Genomic DNA, 16,868 nt, shown 5'->3' on the forward strand with positions numbered 1-16,868 from the left:
GCTCCCGCGTCGCCCCGGCCCGGGCCAGAACCGGCCGGGCGCGTTGCAGCGTGGCGAACCGGTCGGCGCCCGGGTCTCCGCCGCCGTGGAGGGGCTCCACCCACCTCAGTATCGGCCCGGACGGGCGTCGACGGCACCCCGCGGGGTGACGAGGCGCTCCCGCAGGACCGCCTCGGTCTCGGGGGAGATCTCGGTGACCGGCGCTCGTCCCGTCGCTGCCGCCACCGCCGCAGCCGTCCCTCCACGCTGCGCTCGCGGGCGGCCCGGGCGGCCGTAGTCACCGCCTGCGCTCGCCCCAGGGCGAGGGCCGCTCGGTCGGGACGGGCCCTCGGCGTCTCCCCTCGAGTGGACCGATGGGGACGGGCCCTGCCCGTTCGCGTCAGATCGTGAGAACCGTCGTCGCCCGGACCGCGTACGCCCGCCGCGTCAGCCGTCGCTGCTGAAGCGCTCGGTGCCGAGGACGGCCGCGGCGCCGTCGAGGTAGGCCTGCCGGTACGCCGGCGGCACCCACTCGGCGGTGCGGAAGACCCGCAGGACCGGGTTGTCGTACGTCCCGTCGAGATGGACCTGCGGGCGAGCGGCCTCCGAGCCCTGCTCGCGAGGGACCTCGGCGTCGTGCGGCGCTGCGGTCATGGTGGAGAAGCATGCACGCTGCGTATCCGGCGAACCACCTCAATACCATCGAGCAACGCGTGCTGGGTGACGCCGTAAGCGCTTGCCGACGCCGCCGCCGTCCCCGACCCGAAGCAGCCGGATCGCCACACGGCGATGACCGCCCAGCACGCCGACCGCCGGGGCAGGCTCGCGGGGCGCAACGTCACCGCGTCGCTCGGGCGCGGCAGGCCTCGCTCCTACCGGCGCGGGACCTCGGCAGCACCGACGCCGCGGCCAACCCACTGTGCCTGCGTCTCGCCGGCCTCCCCTGCGAAGGTGATCACGCGCGGTCACCACCTGCTCTCGATGCCCGGGACCGCGTGCGCACGGCCTCGGGCTGGCTCCACGACGCCGTCCTGGGCCGGCAGACGACCCAGCTGGGCCTGGTGCGGTCGACCTCGGTGCTTCTCGACTCGTCCTCGCCCGAGGTGCCGCATGATCCGCAGATGTCCTTCCCTCCGGAGCGGTCGGGCCCTCCGGAGCGGTCGGGCTCGGTGGCTCAAGAACATCGGCTCTGTCCGGCTCTACCGCCCCGACGACACCGCCATGTACGCGCATCTCGGGGACGTGGTGACCCGCCCGATCCGCTGGGAGCTGATCGCCCAGCAGTACGACCAGATGGTCACGTACGCCACCGCGCTGCGGCTTGGGACCGCGGAGTCGGAGTCGATCCTGCGTCGGTTCACCCGGGGCGGGCCCAAGCACCCCACCTACGCCGCGCTCGAGGAGCTCGGCCGGGGGCGGTGCGCACCATCTTCGCCTGCGACTACCTCGCCGACCCCGACCTGCGGCACGAGGTCCACGGCGGGCTGCAGGTCGTCGAGCAGTGGAACTCCGGTAACGGGGTCATCCGCTACGGCAACGACGGCGACCTCGCCGGACCCGACCGCGAGCACGCCGAGGTGTCGATGCTCGCGCTACACCTGCTCCAACCCGCGCTGGTGCATGTCAACACCCTGCTGCTCCAACGTGTGCTCGACGACCCGATCTGGGCCGCCCGGCTCGGGGTCGACGACCAGCGCGGCCTGTCTCCGCTGTGCTGGTCGAACATCAACCCGTACGGCCGGTTCAGCCTCGACATGGACACCCGCCTTGACCTCGCCGCCCCCACCACGGTCCCGGACGAGACCGTCCCGTAAGCGGATGGGGAAACGGACCCGCACCCCGGGCACCGCGCCCCCTGACTACCAATGGACTGGTAGGGCGAGGGGCGGTGCGTTGAACGAGGGAGTGCCTTCTGGATCAAGAGAACGGGGTTGTCTACATTCCGATTCACGCGATCCAGAAAACCACTGAGAATGACGCCATCTGATGGTTGGTCGCGAGCGCAGCCACTGTTCGATGACGAGAGCCTGGTGTCGTGTCCGGCCTGGTACCGGTGATGGCGCTGGCCGAGCAGGCCGGATTATCGGAGTTGATATCGACCAAGTGCTCGCGGTCCAGCGCGAACTGTAGCGGCGTCTACTTCTTGTTGCGGTAGAGGACCATGGTGATGGGACCGAACACCGCGACGAGAAGTACGGACGACACCAGCACCCAGCCGATTTCCCCGCTGGGCACCGAGCCGTGTATCAGGCCGCGTACCACGGTTGCCAGGTGGGTGATCGGGTTGACCTCGACGACCGCCTGCAACCACCCGGGCATCGTCTTCGGGTCCACGAAGATGTTGCTCACGAACGTCAGCGGGAACATCAGCATCATGCTGACCCCCGCCACCGAGTTCGGCGTGCGCAGGATCAGGCTGAGCATCGTCCACAGCCACGACAGGCAGAACGAGAACACCAGCAGTAGCGCCACCGACAGCACCACCCCGACGGCGCCACCCTCCGGCCGGAACCCGAGGACCAGGCCGAGCGCGATGACGATCACCGACCCGATCGAGTAGCGCATCACATCGCCGAGCAGGGCGCCGACCAGCGGGGATGGTCGCCACACCGGAAGTGACCTGAATCTGTCGAACACGCCCTTCTGAATGTCCGTGTTCAGCGTAATGCCAGTGTTCATGGTGATCATGACGTTCGCCTGCACCAAGATGCCGGGCAGCAGGAACTGCAGGTACGCCTGTGTCGACCCGGCGAGCGCCCCGCCGAACAGGTAGGTGAACATCAGCGTGAACATGATCGGGAACATGGTCACGTCGACGAGCTGTTCGGGCACGTGCTTGATCTTCAGCAGCGCCCGCCAGCCGAAGGTCAACGAGGTGCGCACCGGACCGGGTTGTGACGGCCGCTCGCCGGCCAACAGCACACCGCGCAGCGCGTCCTCGGTGACCGGCGCCGGCGCTTGCTCCGCGGACGTGGCCGTCATGCGGCATCCTCCTCGGGTGTCCCCTCGGCCGGGTGCCCGGTCAGGGCGAGGAACACCTCGTCCAGGCTCGGCTGGCCGAGCGCGAACTCGGCGACGTCTATGCCGCAGCGGGACAGCTCGGCCAGGGACCGGGCGACCCGTTCGGGGTCGGAGATCCGCGCGGAGAGCGCGACCGGGTCCGCAGACGGTTCGACCGGCACCTCGAGAACGCTGGCGAGTGCACGCACGGCCTCGGCCCGCTGCTCGGGCGCACGCAGGCGTACATCCAGCGAGCCGGCACCGACCGATGCCTTGAGCTGGCCGCTCGAGCCCTCGGCGATGACCCTACCGTGGTCGATCACCGCGATGCGGTCGGCCAGCTGGTCGGCCTCGTCGAGGTACTGCGTGGTGAGCAACACGGTGGTGCCTTCGGCGACCATGCCGCGGACGATCTCCCAGACCTGGTTCCTGCTGCGCGGGTCGAGCCCGGTCGTCGGCTCGTCGAGGAAGATCAGTTCCGGGGTGACGACGAGGCTGGCCGCGATGTCGATGCGCCGGCGCATCCCGCCCGAGTACTTCTTGACCTGCCGGTCGGCGGCATCGGCAAGGCCGAACGCGCCGAGCAGGTCGGCTGCCCGCCGCTTGGCCCGCAGGCGCGAGTAGCCGAGCAGCCTGGCGAGGAGCATGAGGTTCTCCACCCCGGTGAGGTCCTCATCGACCGACGCGAACTGTCCGGTCAGGCCCACCCGGCTCCGTACCGAACGCGCATCACGCACGACGTCGTAGCCGAGCACTCGCGCCTCTCCGCCGTCGGGGCGCAGCAACGTGGCCAGCATGCGGATCGCGGTGGTCTTGCCCGCCCCGTTCGGACCGAGCACGCCGTACACGCTCCCGGCGCTCACGGCCAGGTCCACACCGGCGACCGCGCGGGTCTTGCCGAAGCTCTTCTTCAAACCTCTGGTCTCGATCGCGAGCTCCGTACTCGAGCACATGAACGCTCTCCTGTGTGTCCAGTCGTGACGGTGGCCAGCTCCGTCTATCGAATTCTCCTAATATAGGAGTGTTAGCTGCGAAAGAGCAAGTCCGAGTGCTAGACTGTGGTCGTGCCGGTGAAGCGCAGCTACGACGACCCGTGCGGTGTCGCACGGGCGCTGGACATGGTCGGGGACCGATGGGCGCTGCTCGTGGTCCGCGAGCTGCTATTGGGGTCGAAACGCTTCCGCGACCTGGTCCGCGGACTGCCCGGGATGAGCGAGAACGTGCTGTCCGCACGGCTGCGTGAGCTTGAGGCCGCCGGCGTCCTGCGTCGCCGCGCGCTCGGCCCTCCCGCCAGTAGCCGGGTCTACGAGCTCACCAGCGATGGCGCCGCGCTCGAACCCGTCCTGCTCGCCCTCGCAAGTTGGGGCAGTCGCACCCCGCCCGCCGTCGCCGGCGAACTCAGCACCGACGCACTCATGCTCGCACTGCGGACCACGTTCGCGCCGGACCGTGCCCACGCCCTCAACGCCCGGGTCGAGCTACGGCTCCCCCCTGAGGCGTACACGCTCACGGTCGATGAGCAGCAGGTCACCATCCAACGCGGACCGGCCAAGGAGCCCACCGCCGTGCTCACCACTGAACCGCACATCCTCCGAGCACTGGTCTTCGCGGGGCGCTCACTTCACACCACCATCGCCGAAGGGGAGGCAACGCTCTACGGTGACGACGAGACGGCCGCCCGCGTGCTGAACTGCTTCCCCCGTCCCGCCCCGGTCAACACGACTCAGGGGCCCTGAGCAGCGCGCCGCACCTCCCCTCGGGAGCGGCCACGCCGTGCACTTCCACCGGCCGTGATCGGTGCGGTGCTGATGGCCCTGGTGCCCGGTCGAACCACCGCGGGACCGTGAGGTCCTGACCAGGCGTGTCCGCGTCTCGTCGTGCCGGGTGCCGGCACGCGGTGGGGGTTCCTCGTTCGTGAACGGGCCGGAGGCCGCGGTGTGTCGAGGACGCGGCCATCGCGGCGGCCGGTCGCGACCGCGTGCGGCCGGATGGTGCGGAGCTCCGCGCGGGCCCGCTGGAGACGCCCGACGGCGGTCGCCAGCTCGGCGTCGAGGGAGCACGGAGACCGGGATGACGGTGCTCGGGCACGAGTCGATGCGGGTCGAGATCCGGGTGACCGCCATGATCCGGTGAGGGCTGTGCGACTGGTAGACCGACAGGTGTGATCGACGAGGTCGACCTCGACCTTCCGGTGCGCGCGGCGCTGCCGGAGCTCGAGGCGGTGCTGGGCGAGCGAGGGGCGGCGGTCCTCGTCGCCCCGCCCGGCACCGGCAAGACGACCCTGGTGCCGCTCGCGCTCGCCGGGACGGTCGGCGGACGGGTCCTCGTCGCCGAGCCGCGCCGCGTCGCCGTGCGCGCCGCGGCCGCCCGGATGGCGTGGCTGCTCGGCGAGCCGGTGGGCGGGCGGGTCGGGTACGCGATCCGCGGCGAGCGGCGCACCGGTCCGGACACGCGGGTCGAGGTCGTCACGACGGGGCTGCTCGTGGCGCGGCTGCAGCGCGATCCGGAGCTCGTGGGTGTCGACGCCGTCGTCCTCGACGAGTGCCACGAGCGCCACCTCGACACCGACCTCGCGCTGGCCTTCGCCGTCGACGCGCGCGCCGCGCTGCGCCCGGACCTGCGGCTGCTGGCGACCTCGGCCACGGCCGCCGCCGACGACCTGGCGGTCGCCCTCGACGGCCCCGTGGTCACGGCCCCCGACCCGCTGCACCCCGTCGACGTCGTCTGGAGCCCGCCGCCGCGTCCGGTCCCGCCACCACGCGGGATGCGGGTGGAGCCGGACCTGCTCGACCACGTGGGCGCGGTGGTGCGCCGGGCGCTGGCCGAGGCCGCCGGTGACGTCCTGGTGTTCCTGCCCGGACGCCGGGAGATCGACGACGTCGCCCGGCGGCTCGGTGCCGTCGACGCCGAGGTCCTCACGCTGCACGGCGGGCAGGACGCGGCGCAGCAGGACCGGGTGCTGGGTGGGTCCGCTGACGGCCGCCGTGTCGTCCTGACGACCGCGATCGCCGAGACGAGCCTGACGGTGCCCGGTGTGCGGGTCGTCGTCGACGCGGGGCTCTCGCGGCGGCCGTGGACCGACCACGCCCGCGGGCTGGACGCCCTGGTCACCGTGGTCGCCTCCCAGGCGTCGGCGACCCAGCGCGCCGGACGCGCCGGTCGCGAGGCGCCCGGGACGGTGTTCCGCTGCTGGTCGGAGGCCGAGCACACGCACCGCGACCGCGTCGACGCTCCGGAGGTGGCGCACGCCGACCTCGCGGGCTTCGCGCTGCAGCTCGCGCGGTGGGGCACGCCGGCCGCCGCGGGGCTCGCCCTGCTCGACCCGCCGCCGGTCGCGGCGTTCGATGCTGCACGGACGGTGCTGTGGGGGCTCGGGCTGATCGGGGCGAGCGCAGCGACGGGAGGAAGTCCGGACGACGGCGGGCACATCAGCGAGCGGGGACGGTCCGTGGCGACGGCCGGTGTGCACCCCCGGCTCGGGCGCGCGCTGCTCGACGGCGCGGAGACCGTCGGGGCGGACACCGCCACCGAGGTCGTGGCGCTGCTCACCGCCGACGTCCCGGGCGACTCCGACGACCTCGAGGAACGCCGGCGCGCGGCCCGGGCGTCGAACGACCCGCGGTGGCGGGCGGAGGTGCGCAGGCTCCGTCAGGTGACCCCTCGTGGGGGTCCGGGTACGCAGGACGCGGCGACGGTCGTGGCCCTCGCGTACCCCGACCGGATCGCGCGGGCCCGGGGCGACGACGCCCGCGAGTACCTGACGACCGGTGGCACCGGGGTCGAGCTCGCCGCGGGGTCGCGGCTGCGGGGCAGCCCGTGGATCGCGGTCGCCGACGCCGTGCGCGGTCCGGGCGACCGGGTGGCGCGCGTGCGGCTCGCCGTGCCCGTCGACGAGGACCGGGCCCGGGAGGCCGCCGCCGGCTGGTGGCACGACGACGCGGTGGTGGCCTGGGAGGAGGGCGACGTGGTGGCGGAGCGCCGCGAGCGCCTCGGCGCGATCGTGCTGGCCCGCCGGCCGTTGGCCCACCCCGACCCGGCGGCGGTCGCGGCCGCGGTGCGCGACGGCCTCGCCACCGACGGGCTCGGGCTGCTGCGCTGGGACGACGCGGCGACGACGCTGCGCGCCCGGCTGGCGTTCCTGCACCTGGCGCGCGGCGAGCCGTGGCCCGCGGTCGACGACGAGGCCCTGCTCTCACGTCTCGACGAGTGGCTCGACCTCTCGCGGGTCCGCCGCCGGGCCGACCTCGCGCGGGTGACGGTCGCCTCCGCGCTGCGCCACCTCGTGCCGTGGTCGGAGGCCGGCCGGCTGGACGAGCTGGCGCCGCCCGCAGTCACGGCCCCGTCGGGGCGCCGCGTCCGCGTCGACTACACCGACCCCGCGGCGCCGGTCGTCGCGCTGACGGTCCAGCAGGCGTTCGGCTGGGAGCGGGCGCCCGTCCTGGCCGGGGTCCCCGTCGTCGTCCACCTGCTCTCGCCGGCGGGGCGCCCGGCGGCGGTGACCGCCGACCTGGCGTCGTTCTGGGACACGGGCTACCCGCAGGTGCGTGCGGAGCTGCGGGGCCGGTACCCGAAGCACGCGTGGCCGGAGGACCCGCGACGCCGACGTCCCACGGGACCGTGACAGGAGGAGAGGACATGACGACCGGACCGACGCCGTACGAGGTCTACGAGCCGGGAGTCCTGCTGCACGGGACCAAGGCGGACCTCGCCGTGGGCGACCTGCTGGTGCCCGGCCGCCTCTCCAACTTCGAGGAGGGGCGGGTGATGAACCACGTCTACGTCACCGAGACGCTCGACGCCGCGACCTGGGGCGCCGAGCTGGCCGCCGGCGACGGCCCCGGCCGCATCTACATCGTGGAGCCGACCGGTCCGATCGAGGACGACCCCAACGTCACCGACAAGAAGATGCCCGGCAACCCGACCCGGTCGTATCGGACCCGCGAGCCCGTCCGCGTGGTCGGCGAGCTGGAGGACTGGACGGGGCACACCCCCGACCAGCTGCAGGCGATGACCGACGGCCTGGCCGACCTCCGGCGTCGCGGCGCCGCGGTGATCTACGACTAGCGTGATCCGACCTGACCGGTGGCGAGCTGCGCTGGCCGCGGCGGTTGCGCCGGTCAGCGGGCGTCAGCGGGCGTCAGCGGGCGTAGCGCTCGCGGGCCCGCTCTCGCGCCTTCTCCGCCTCGACCTCGCGGTCCTTGGGCGGAGCGGTGGTGACCAGCTCGTCGAGGAGCGTGCGGGTGCTCGCGGTGATCTCGGCGACGGCCCGGGCGAAGGCGTCCTCGTTGGCCTTCGACGGCTTCGCCGCACCGCTGATCTTGCGCACGAACTGCAGCGCGGCCTCGTGCACCTCGTGGTCGGTGGCCGGGGGCTCGAAGTTGTGGAGGACCCGGATGTTGCGGCACATGCTGCGATCGTGCCCCACCGTGTCCCATCGAGGGGAGCCCGCCGCACGGCGCCCTCCTGACAGGTGGTCCGGTCCGCAGCTCTTCCTTTCTGACAGGACGTCCTGTCAGGATGCGGGTGTGGTCACCCGGACCGTGCAGGGCGCGAGCGCGGCGGAGCGCGTCGCCGAGCGGCGGACGCGCCTACTCGCGGCGGCGCTCGACGTGGTCGGCGAGCGGGGGGTCCGGGACTTCACGATGACCGCGGTGTGCCGCGCGGCGGGGCTCACCGAGCGCTACTTCTACGAGTCGTTCGCCCGCCGCGAGGACCTGCTCGAGGCGCTCTTCGACACCGTCGCCGGCGACGCGCTCGCCCTCGCCGTCCGCGCCGCCGACGCCGTCCCACCGGCAGACCTCGAGGCCCGGGCCCGCGCGGCGATCGGCGCGACGACCACGCTGCTCGGCGAGGACCCGCGGGTCGCCCGCCTCTACCGGGAGGCGATCGGTCACCCCGAGCTCGCCGGGCGCCGCCAGGACACGATCGCGTCCTTCGCCGCGCTCCTGGGGCGCCTGATCACCGACGCCCGTCCCCCGCTGCGCGCCGAGGATCTGCAGCTCAGCACGGTCGTGCTCACCGGCGGCGTGATCGACGCCGTCGGCTTCTGGCTCGACGGCCGCCTGGACGCGGACGTCGACGCGCTCCTGACCCGCTGCGCCCGCCTCGTGGTGGCCGCCGCCGACCAGCACCACACCGAGACGGGGGAACGATGACGTCCCTGCTGCAGCACCGCGTCCAGCAGTACCTCGCGAACGCCATCGGCCGGGTGCCGGCGCGGTCCGGGCCGCTCGCCCCGCCGCCCCCGGGCAGCGACCTGGCGCCGGTGCGGGGCGACTTCGGCGCACCGCTGGTCGGGCGGTCCCTGGAGTTCGCGGCCGACATGCTCGGGTTCGCCCGCCAGCGGTACGAGAAGTACGGGCCGGTGTCGTGGACCGGGGCGTTCGGCCGGCCCATGGTCGCGGTGCTCGGGCCCGAGGCGCTGGGCCAGGTGCTCGTCAACAAGGACAAGTACTTCGGCAGCGCCGACGGCTGGGGCTTCTTCATCGGGCCGTTCTTCCGCCGCGGCGTGATGCTGCTCGACTTCGAGGAGCACCGAACCCACCGGCGCATCCTGCAGGAGGCGTTCACCCGCGACCGGCTCGCCGAGTACCTCGAGGTCATGAACCCGCGCATCCGGCGCAGCCTCGACGACTGGTCCACCGGCGACGGCATCCGCATCTACGACCGCATCAAGCAGATGACCCTCGACATCGGCACCGAGGTGTTCGTCGGCGACGAGCTCGGCCCGCGCGCCGACCGCGTCAACCGCGCCTTCGTCGACACCGTGCACGCCGGCGTCGCGGTGGTGCGCGCGCCGGTGCCCGGCGGCTCCTGGAAGCGCGGGCTCGACTCCCGCAAGGTCCTCGAGCGCTACTTCGCCGAGCAGATCCCCGCCAAGCGCGCGGGCGCCGGGCGCGACATGTTCAGCGTGCTGTGCCGGGCCCGCAGCGACGAGGGGGAGACGTTCTCCGACGACGACGTCGTCAACCACATGATCTTCCTGCTCATGGCGGCGCACGACACGTCGACGATCACGCTGTCGATGATGTGCTACCTGCTGGCGAAGCACCCGGAGTGGCAGGAGAAGCTGCGCGCGGAGTCGCTGGCCCTCGACGGCGACGAGCTGACGAACCAGGAGCTCGACTCGCTGGTCTCACTGGACCTGGCGATGCGCGAGACCCTGCGGATGTACGCGCCGGTGGGCCAGCTCGCGCGCATCACGGTGCGCGACGCGGACCTGCAGGGCTTCCACATCCCCGCCGGCACCCTGATGTCGCTGGGCATCCACGCGTCGCAGCGCATGGAGCCGTGGTGGGCCCGCCCCGACGAGTTCGACCCCGACCGCTTCGCCCCCGAGCGCGCCGAGGACAAGTCGCACCGGTTCGCCTGGATGCCGTTCGGCGGCGGGGTGCACAAGTGCATCGGCCTGCACTTCGGCGGCATGGAGGTCAAGGCGATCATGCACGCGATGCTGCGGCGTTTCCGCTGGTCGGTCCCGGCGGACTACGTGATGCCGATCGGCCTGACGACGGGCCCGACGCCGGCCGACCACCTGCCGCTGCGCCTCGATCGGCTCTGACGAGGGGACGGGGAGTCGTCGCGGGGCGACGGGGGTAATCCCTGGTATGGACCGGACGACACGCGAGCCCCCGCACGGTCGTCCGCGCGGCCGGACGGTCGCCCTCGCGCACGCGGTCCTCACGGCCCTCGCCATCTTCCTGCTGGCCCTGTTGCTGATCACCGGGATCGAGGTCGTGCTCGGGCACACCCTGTCCGGGGACGACAGCGGCAGCACGTCCCTCGGCGTCTTCCTCCACGGGCCGGAGTAGCCGCCCCGCGTCGCGCCCACCCGGTCCGACCGTGTGGAGTGGGACCATGCCGACCTCGTCGTTCTCCCCGCCCGGTCCGTCGTCGCCGCTCGGAGGCCTCGCGTGAGGGGCGCCGAGGCGCTGGTCGGCTCCCTGGTCGGGGCGGGCGTCGACGTGTGCTTCATGAACCCCGGCACTTCCGAGATGCACTTCGTGCAGGCGCTCGACTCGGTGCCGGAGATGCGCGGTGTGCTGACCCTGTTCGAGGGGGTCGCGACCGGTGCCGCCGACGCCTACGCCCGCCTCGCCGGCGGGCCGGCGGCGGTGCTGCTGCACCTGGGGCCGGGGCTGGGCAACGGGATGGCGAACCTGCACAACGCCCGCCGTGCCCGGAGCCCGCTGCTGTGCGTGGTCGGTGCCCACGCCACCGACCACGTCCGCCACGACGCGCCGCTCGAGTCCGACATCACGGCGCTCGCGCGGACCGTCTCGGGATGGGTGCACGTCTGCGGTGACGTCCGGGACGTCGCCGACGACGCGGTGCGCGCGGTGGCGGCGACCTCCGAGCGCGGCGGGCAGGTGGCGACCCTGGTGCTGCCGGCGGACGTGTCGTGGTCCGAGGGCGGTGCGCCCGCCCCCGCGCTGCCGGTCGCGACACCGTTCGCGCCGGCGGCCTCGCGAGTGGCCGCGGCCGCGGCGGCCGTGCGCGAGCCCGGCGCGGTGATCCTGCTGGGCGGCCCGGCGCTCACCGCGGCGGCGATGGACGCCGCCGGCCGCGTCGCCGCCGCCACCGGGGCCCGGCTGCTGGTGGAGACGTTCCCGCGCACGTGGGACACCGGCGCCGGCCGCCCGCGGGCGGACAAGCTGGCCTACTTCGCGGAGCAGGCGCTCGAGCAGCTCGACGGGGCGTCGTCGCTGGTGCTGGCGGGCGCCCGCTCGCCGGTGTCGTTCTTCGGCTACCCCGGGGTCCCCGGCGACCTCGTGCCGGAGAAGTGCGCGGTCGTCGGGCTGGCCGACGCGGCGTCCGACGCGGCCGCCGCCCTGGAGGCCCTGGCCGAGGAGGTGGCCCCGGACTCCGTGCCCGTCCCGGCACCGTGGGACGCGCCCGTGCCCCCGCCGGGGCCGCTGGACGTGCGGTCGCTGTGCGCCGCGGTCGCGGCGACGCTGCCCGAGGACGCGATCGTGGTCGACGAGTCGCTGACCGCCGCCGCCCTGCTGGCGCCCGCGCTGCAGACGGCGGCCCCGCACACCCAGCTCGCGCTGACCGGGGGCGCGATCGGGCAGGGCCCGCCCGCCGCCCTGGGCGCGGCGATCGCGGCGCCGGACCGTCCGGTGATCGCCGTGCAGGCCGACGGCAGCGCGCTCTACACCCTGCAGGCGCTGTGGACCCAGGCCCGTGAGCAGCTCGACGTGACGACGGTGCTGATCAACAACTCGGCGTACGCGATCCTGCGGGTGGAGCTGGCCCGCACCGGGGCGGGCGAAACCGCCCACTCGGGACGGGCGGGACGGATGCTGACCCTGACCGACCCGACGCCGGACTTCGTCGCCCTGGCGACCGGGTACGGCGTGCCGGCGCGGCGGGTGGACACGACCGAGGGCCTGCTGGACGCCCTGCGGTGGGCACGGCGCGAGCCGGGCCCGCACCTGATCGAGGCGATCGTCCCGGCGCTGGGGTAGCGCCGGGACGCCGGACGTTGCCCCGCAGCCGCGGCTAGACATCTGACGTCTCGCCCTGGCACGGTGAGATTCGCGCCGATCGCTTGACTCGGCGCGCCGCTTCAGGGTCGAGAGATCAGAGGACCGAGATGTCCGGCGTCATCGTTGACGTGGAGACCGTCGATCTCCGCTTTCCGACCTCACGCGCGCTCGACGGGTCCGACGCCATGAACGAGGCGCCGGACTACTCGGCGGCCTACGTCGTGCTGCACACCGATGTCGGGCTGGAGGGGCACGGGTTCACGTTCACGATCGGTCGCGGCAACGAGCTCGCGGTCGCCGCGGCGGACGCGATCGGCCACCGGGCGCGGGGATGGTCGATCGACGAGCTCGTCGCCGACCCGGGCGGCTTCTCCCGGCACCTGCAGGCCGACAGCCAGTTGCGCTGGCTCGGGCCGGCCAAGGGCACCATCCAGCTCGGGCTCGCCGCGGTCGTCAACGCCGCGTGGGACCTCATCGGCAAGGTCGTCGGCGAGCCGGTGTGGAAGGTCCTCGCCGACATGACCCCGCAGCAGCTGGTCGACCTCGTCGACTGGCGCTACCTGCGCGACGTGCTCACCCCGGAGGCCGCGATCGAGATGCTCGAGAAGCAGGTCCCCGGCCGCGGGGAGCGCGAGGTCCGGCTCCGCGAGGAGGGCTACCCGGCCTACACGACCAGCGCAGGCTGGCTCGGCTACGACGACGACAAGCTGGCCCGCCTGTGCAAGGAGGTCGTGGAGGCAGGGTGGGACGCGGTCAAGCTCAAGGTCGGCAAGGACCTCGCCGACGACGTGCGGCGCTGCGCACTCGCGCGCGAGGTGATCGGGCCCGGACGCCGCCTGATGATCGACGCCAATCAGATGCTCGGAGCCGCCGACGCGGTGCGCTGGTCCGAGGCGCTCGCGCCCTACGACATCTGGTGGTTCGAGGAACCGACGAGTCCCGACGACGTCCTCGCCCACGCGGCGATCGCCCGCGCGATCGCTCCCACCCGGGTCGCCACCGGCGAGCACGCGCACAACGCGGTCATGTTCAAGCAGTTCCTCGCCGCGGGCGCCATGGGGGTCTGCCAGCTGGACGCGGCACGGCCGGGCGGTGTCGACGAGGCCGTCGCGGTCCTGCTGCTCGCCGCCGCGCACGACGTCCCCGTCTGCCCGCACGCCGGGGGCGTCGGGCTGTGCGAGCTGGTGCAGCACCTGTCGATGGTCGACTACGTCGCCGTCAGCGGCTCCCGTGAGGACCGGATGATCGAGTACGTCGATCACCTCCACGAGCACTTCGTGGACCCGGTCCGGATGCGTGGCGCGTCCTACCTCCCGCCGAGCCGGCCGGGCTACAGCGCGGAGATCCTCCCGGAGTCCCGGGCCGCGTACTCCTTCCCCCACGGCTCGGCCTGGACGGGGTGAGCCCGTGACACGGACAGCGAGGCCCGACCGGACCGACAGCGTCGTCGACCGGGTGATCGGGGCACTGGTCGCCCGCGTGGAGAACGGGGAGTTCTCGGCGGGGGAGCGGCTGCCGCCGGAGGCGGACCTGGCGGCTCAGCTCGACGTGTCCCGCCTGTCGCTGCGCGAGGCCGTGCGCGCCCTCGCCGGGGCAGGCGTGCTCGAGGTGCGCCGGGGGGACGGCACGTTCGTCTCCGACCTCCGCCCCGACCGGCTCGTCCGGGCCACCGGGACGTTTCTCGACCTCGTCGGCGAGCAGGGGGTGGCCGAGCTCTTCGAGTGCCGCCGCGTGCTGGAGCCCGGTGCCACCGCCCTGGCCGCGACCCGCATCGACGAGTCGGCGCTGGAGGATCTCCAGGAGCGACTCGAGCGGATGCGGGGACTCACCGAGCCGGAGCGCCTGGTCGCCGAGGACCTCGACTTCCACGCCGCGATCGCCTCCGCGCCCGGCAACGCGACGCTCGCGTCACTGGCCGCCGCCGTCGCCGGGCGCACCGCCCGGGTGCGGATCTGGCGCGCGATCGTCGAGCACGACGTCCTGTCCTGGACCCACGACCAGCACGTCGCGATCCTGCGCGCCCTGCGCGCGCGTGACTCGCTCGGCGCCTGGACCGCGGCCAGCACCCACGTCGTCGAGGTCGAGGAGTGGGTCCGGGCCCACCTGACCACCGCGGGAGGCCGGGGATGAGCGGGCGCAGCACGGCCTGGTTCGGTGCCGAGGGCCGGTCGGGGATGATCCACCGCTCCTGGATGCGCAACCAGGGCGTCACCGATGAGGTCTTCGACGGCCGCCCGGTCATCGGGATCGCCACCACGTGGTCGGAGCTGGTGCCGTGCAACGCCCACCTGCACCGCGTGGCCGAGGCCGTCAAGCGCGGCGTGTGGCAGTCCGGCGGATTCCCGCGGGAGTTCCCGTGCACCGGTCTCGGCGAGACGCTGCTGCGGCCGACCGCGATGCTCTACCGCAACCTCCTGGCGATGGAGGCCGAGGAGCTGATGCGGGCCAACCCCCTCGACGGGCTGGTCCTGCTCTCGGGCTGCGACACGACGACGTCGGGGCTGCTCATGGCCGCGTCGAGCGTGGACCTGCCGTCGGTCGTGGTCACCCGGCGGGCCGATGCTCAGCGGCCGATACCAGGGCCGCCGGCTCGGCTCGGGGACTCAGGTGTGGCGTTTCGAGGAGGAGCTGGCCGCCGGGACGATCACCCAGGCCGAGTGCGCGGTCGCGGAGAGCGCGATGGCCCGCTCGCCGGGGCACTGCATGACGATGGGCACCGCGTCGACGATGGCCTGTCTGGCCGAGGCGCTGGGGATGCGGCTCCCGTACTCGGCGACCTGGCCCGCCGTCGACGCTCGCCGCGACGAGACCGCCCAACGAGCCGGGCAGCGCATCGCCGAGCTGCTCCACCTCGAGCGCCCCACCGTGGCCGGCGGCACGGTCGGCACGGCGATCGCGGACGCGGCGTGCTGGAACCGCGACGTGATCCACCCGTTCGACGAGCCGCTGGCCCCGGCGGGCAGCGGCACCGCCGTCCTGCGCGGCAACCTCGCCCCCGACGGTGCCGTGATCAAACAGTCGGCGGCCTCGCCTGCGCTGCAGCGCCACCGTGGTCGAGCGCTCGTCTTCGACTCTCCCGAGGAGTACCGGGAGGTCAGCGGCGGGATCGACTGCGACCCCTCGACGGTGCTGGTGCTGCGCTACTGCGGCCCGCGCGGCTATCCGGGCATGCCCGAGGTCGCCAACGCCGGGCCGCCCCGCACGCTGCTCGAGCGCGGGGTCCGCGACATGGTGCGCGTGTCCGACGGGCGGATGTCGGGCACGGCGTACGGCACGGTCGTGCTGCACGTCGCGCCGGAGGCCGCCGTCGGCGGACCGCTGGCGCTGGTCGAGACCGGCGACGAGATCGAGCTCGACGTGCCGGCCCGACGTGCCGGCCCGACGGTTGGTCCTCCACGTCGACGACGACGAGTTGGGCGCGCGCCGGGCGCGGTGGCGCGCACCCCCGGAGCCCGCCGACCGCGGCTGGACCCCGCCTCTACAGCGAGCACGTGCTGCAGGCCGACCGCGGCGCGGACCTCGACTTCCTGGTCGGCCGCAGCGGTGCCGAGGTCCCGCGCGAGTCCCACTGAAGGTTCCCCGGAGGAGGTACCCGAGATGGATCCCGTCTTCACCGGAGTCGGCGTCGCCCTGGTGACGCTGTTCGACGCCCACCAGCAGCTCGACACCGACGCCACCGCGGGCCTGGCCGCGCGGCTGGTCGACCTCGGGGTCGACGCGATCGTGGTGGCCGGCACGACCGGCGAGGCCGACGCGCTCGACGACGACGAGCGCCTGCAGCTGTTCGACGCGGTGCGCGCGGCGGTCGGCTCCGCGGTCGACGGGGCCGCCGTGGTCGGCGGCACCGGGGCCGCGTCGACCCACCAGGCGGCCCGTCTGACCGCCCGGGCCGGCGACACCGGGGTGGACGCCGTCATCGCCCGGACCCCGCGCGGGCTGGCCGATCCCACCGGCTACTACCGCGAACTGGCCGCCGCAGCGGGATCGACGCCGGTGCTCGCCTACCACTTCCCGGCGGTCTCCCCGCCCGGCATCCCGCTGGAGACGCTGCCCGCGCTGCCCATCGCGGGCGTCAAGGACTCCTCGGGCGACCCGACCCGACTGCTGGCGACCACCGACACCTACGCCGGGCCGGTCTGGACCGGGAATCCGGCGCTGATCCACATGGCCGGCGTGCTCGGCTGCGCGGGCGGCATCCTCGCTCTGGCCAACGTCGCCCCGGAGCTCTGCGCCGCGGCGTTCGCCGGCGACGGCGACGCGATGCGCAAGTTCACCGCGACCCATCTCGCGTGCGAGCGCGACTTCCCCCGCGGGGTCAAGCAGCTCGTCGCGGAGCGGTTCGGCACCTCGGACATCGTGCGGATGGGGTGACCCGGGCGAGCGAAGCGACGGGAAGGA

15 protein-coding genes and 2 pseudogenes are annotated in these 16,868 nt (G+C 73.6%); 13 read left to right on the top strand and 4 right to left on the bottom strand.

The window, feature by feature from the left end; all coding sequences use genetic code 11:
• Nucleotides 1–426: 426 nt before the first annotated feature.
• The gene (locus tag AC2A1K_RS05135; protein ID WP_483895249.1) at nucleotides 427–633 is read right to left on the bottom strand and encodes a hypothetical protein; all 207 of its coding nucleotides are present in this window, start codon (nucleotides 631–633) and stop codon (nucleotides 427–429) included.
• Nucleotides 634–1,200: 567 nt separating this feature from the next.
• On the opposite strand from AC2A1K_RS05135, the pseudogene AC2A1K_RS05140 reads away from it, so the two are divergent.
• Both AC2A1K_RS05140 and AC2A1K_RS05145 read left to right on the top strand, forming a co-directional pair.
• Nucleotides 1,201–1,332: pseudogene (locus tag AC2A1K_RS05140) on the top strand (Tn3 family transposase); the annotation flags it as partial.
• Between the two features lie 65 nt (nucleotides 1,333–1,397).
• Nucleotides 1,398–1,793, top strand: a complete 396-nt coding sequence (locus tag AC2A1K_RS05145) for a Tn3 family transposase (RefSeq protein ID WP_483895250.1) — start codon at nucleotides 1,398–1,400, stop codon at nucleotides 1,791–1,793.
• A gap of 322 nt (nucleotides 1,794–2,115) precedes the next feature.
• Here AC2A1K_RS05145 and AC2A1K_RS05150 read toward each other — a convergent pair whose 3' ends face one another.
• Together AC2A1K_RS05150 and AC2A1K_RS05155 are read right to left on the bottom strand one after the other, a co-directional pair.
• Nucleotides 2,116–2,961 carry an ABC transporter permease gene (locus tag AC2A1K_RS05150; RefSeq protein ID WP_483895251.1) on the bottom strand — a complete coding sequence of 282 codons (846 nt, stop codon included), beginning with the start codon at nucleotides 2,959–2,961 and terminating at the stop codon, nucleotides 2,116–2,118.
• Nucleotides 2,958–3,932, bottom strand: coding sequence for an ATP-binding cassette domain-containing protein (locus AC2A1K_RS05155; RefSeq protein WP_483895252.1), 975 nt, complete (start codon nucleotides 3,930–3,932; stop codon nucleotides 2,958–2,960). Before AC2A1K_RS05155 ends, AC2A1K_RS05150 begins: the two co-directional genes overlap by 4 nt.
• A gap of 111 nt (nucleotides 3,933–4,043) precedes the next feature.
• On the opposite strand from AC2A1K_RS05155, the gene AC2A1K_RS05160 reads away from it, so the two are divergent.
• From AC2A1K_RS05160 to arr, 3 genes are all read left to right on the top strand, one after another.
• Entirely contained in the window at nucleotides 4,044–4,715 is a 672-nt protein-coding gene (locus tag AC2A1K_RS05160; RefSeq protein WP_483895253.1) for a winged helix-turn-helix transcriptional regulator, read from the top strand.
• Between the two features lie 425 nt (nucleotides 4,716–5,140).
• Nucleotides 5,141–7,600 carry an ATP-dependent helicase HrpB gene (gene hrpB / locus AC2A1K_RS05165; protein WP_483895254.1) on the top strand — a complete coding sequence of 820 codons (2,460 nt, stop codon included), beginning with the start codon at nucleotides 5,141–5,143 and terminating at the stop codon, nucleotides 7,598–7,600.
• A 14-nt stretch (nucleotides 7,601–7,614) separates the two neighbouring features.
• On the top strand, nucleotides 7,615–8,043 hold the full coding sequence (gene arr, locus AC2A1K_RS05170; RefSeq protein WP_483895255.1) for an NAD(+)--rifampin ADP-ribosyltransferase: 429 nt from the start codon (nucleotides 7,615–7,617) through the stop codon (nucleotides 8,041–8,043).
• A 73-nt stretch (nucleotides 8,044–8,116) separates the two neighbouring features.
• Here arr and AC2A1K_RS05175 read toward each other — a convergent pair whose 3' ends face one another.
• Nucleotides 8,117–8,386: a DUF2277 domain-containing protein gene (locus tag AC2A1K_RS05175; RefSeq protein WP_483895256.1), complete on the bottom strand. Its 270-nt coding sequence runs from the start codon at nucleotides 8,384–8,386 to the stop codon at nucleotides 8,117–8,119.
• Between the two features lie 118 nt (nucleotides 8,387–8,504).
• Between AC2A1K_RS05175 and AC2A1K_RS05180 the strand changes: the two genes are divergently transcribed.
• From AC2A1K_RS05180 to AC2A1K_RS05215, 8 genes and pseudogenes are all read left to right on the top strand, one after another.
• Entirely contained in the window at nucleotides 8,505–9,134 is a 630-nt protein-coding gene (locus AC2A1K_RS05180) for a TetR/AcrR family transcriptional regulator (RefSeq protein ID WP_483895257.1), read from the top strand.
• The gene (locus AC2A1K_RS05185) at nucleotides 9,131–10,540 is read left to right on the top strand and encodes a cytochrome P450 (protein ID WP_483895258.1); all 1,410 of its coding nucleotides are present in this window, start codon (nucleotides 9,131–9,133) and stop codon (nucleotides 10,538–10,540) included. The genes AC2A1K_RS05180 and AC2A1K_RS05185 overlap by 4 nt, the downstream gene beginning before the upstream one ends.
• Before the next feature lie 46 nt (nucleotides 10,541–10,586).
• Complete coding sequence (locus tag AC2A1K_RS05190; protein WP_483895259.1) at nucleotides 10,587–10,790, top strand: hypothetical protein; 204 nt, start codon at nucleotides 10,587–10,589, stop codon at nucleotides 10,788–10,790.
• Between the two features lie 102 nt (nucleotides 10,791–10,892).
• Complete coding sequence (locus AC2A1K_RS05195; RefSeq protein ID WP_483895260.1) at nucleotides 10,893–12,449, top strand: acetolactate synthase large subunit; 1,557 nt, start codon at nucleotides 10,893–10,895, stop codon at nucleotides 12,447–12,449.
• 128 nt (nucleotides 12,450–12,577) lie between these two features.
• The gene (locus AC2A1K_RS05200; protein WP_483895261.1) at nucleotides 12,578–13,873 is read left to right on the top strand and encodes an enolase C-terminal domain-like protein; all 1,296 of its coding nucleotides are present in this window, start codon (nucleotides 12,578–12,580) and stop codon (nucleotides 13,871–13,873) included.
• Between the two features lie 4 nt (nucleotides 13,874–13,877).
• Nucleotides 13,878–14,600: a FadR/GntR family transcriptional regulator gene (locus AC2A1K_RS05205; RefSeq protein ID WP_483895262.1), complete on the top strand. Its 723-nt coding sequence runs from the start codon at nucleotides 13,878–13,880 to the stop codon at nucleotides 14,598–14,600.
• A 62-nt stretch (nucleotides 14,601–14,662) separates the two neighbouring features.
• Nucleotides 14,663–14,956: pseudogene (locus AC2A1K_RS05210) on the top strand (dihydroxy-acid dehydratase domain-containing protein); the annotation flags it as partial.
• Nucleotides 14,957–15,029: 73 nt separating this feature from the next.
• A complete protein-coding gene (locus tag AC2A1K_RS05215) occupies nucleotides 15,030–16,841 on the top strand; it encodes a dihydrodipicolinate synthase family protein (protein WP_483895263.1) in 1,812 nt (603 codons plus the stop codon).
• Nucleotides 16,842–16,868: the final 27 nt, after the last annotated feature.

The organism is Actinomycetospora sp. 2LY8.5 (assembly GCF_057180585.1).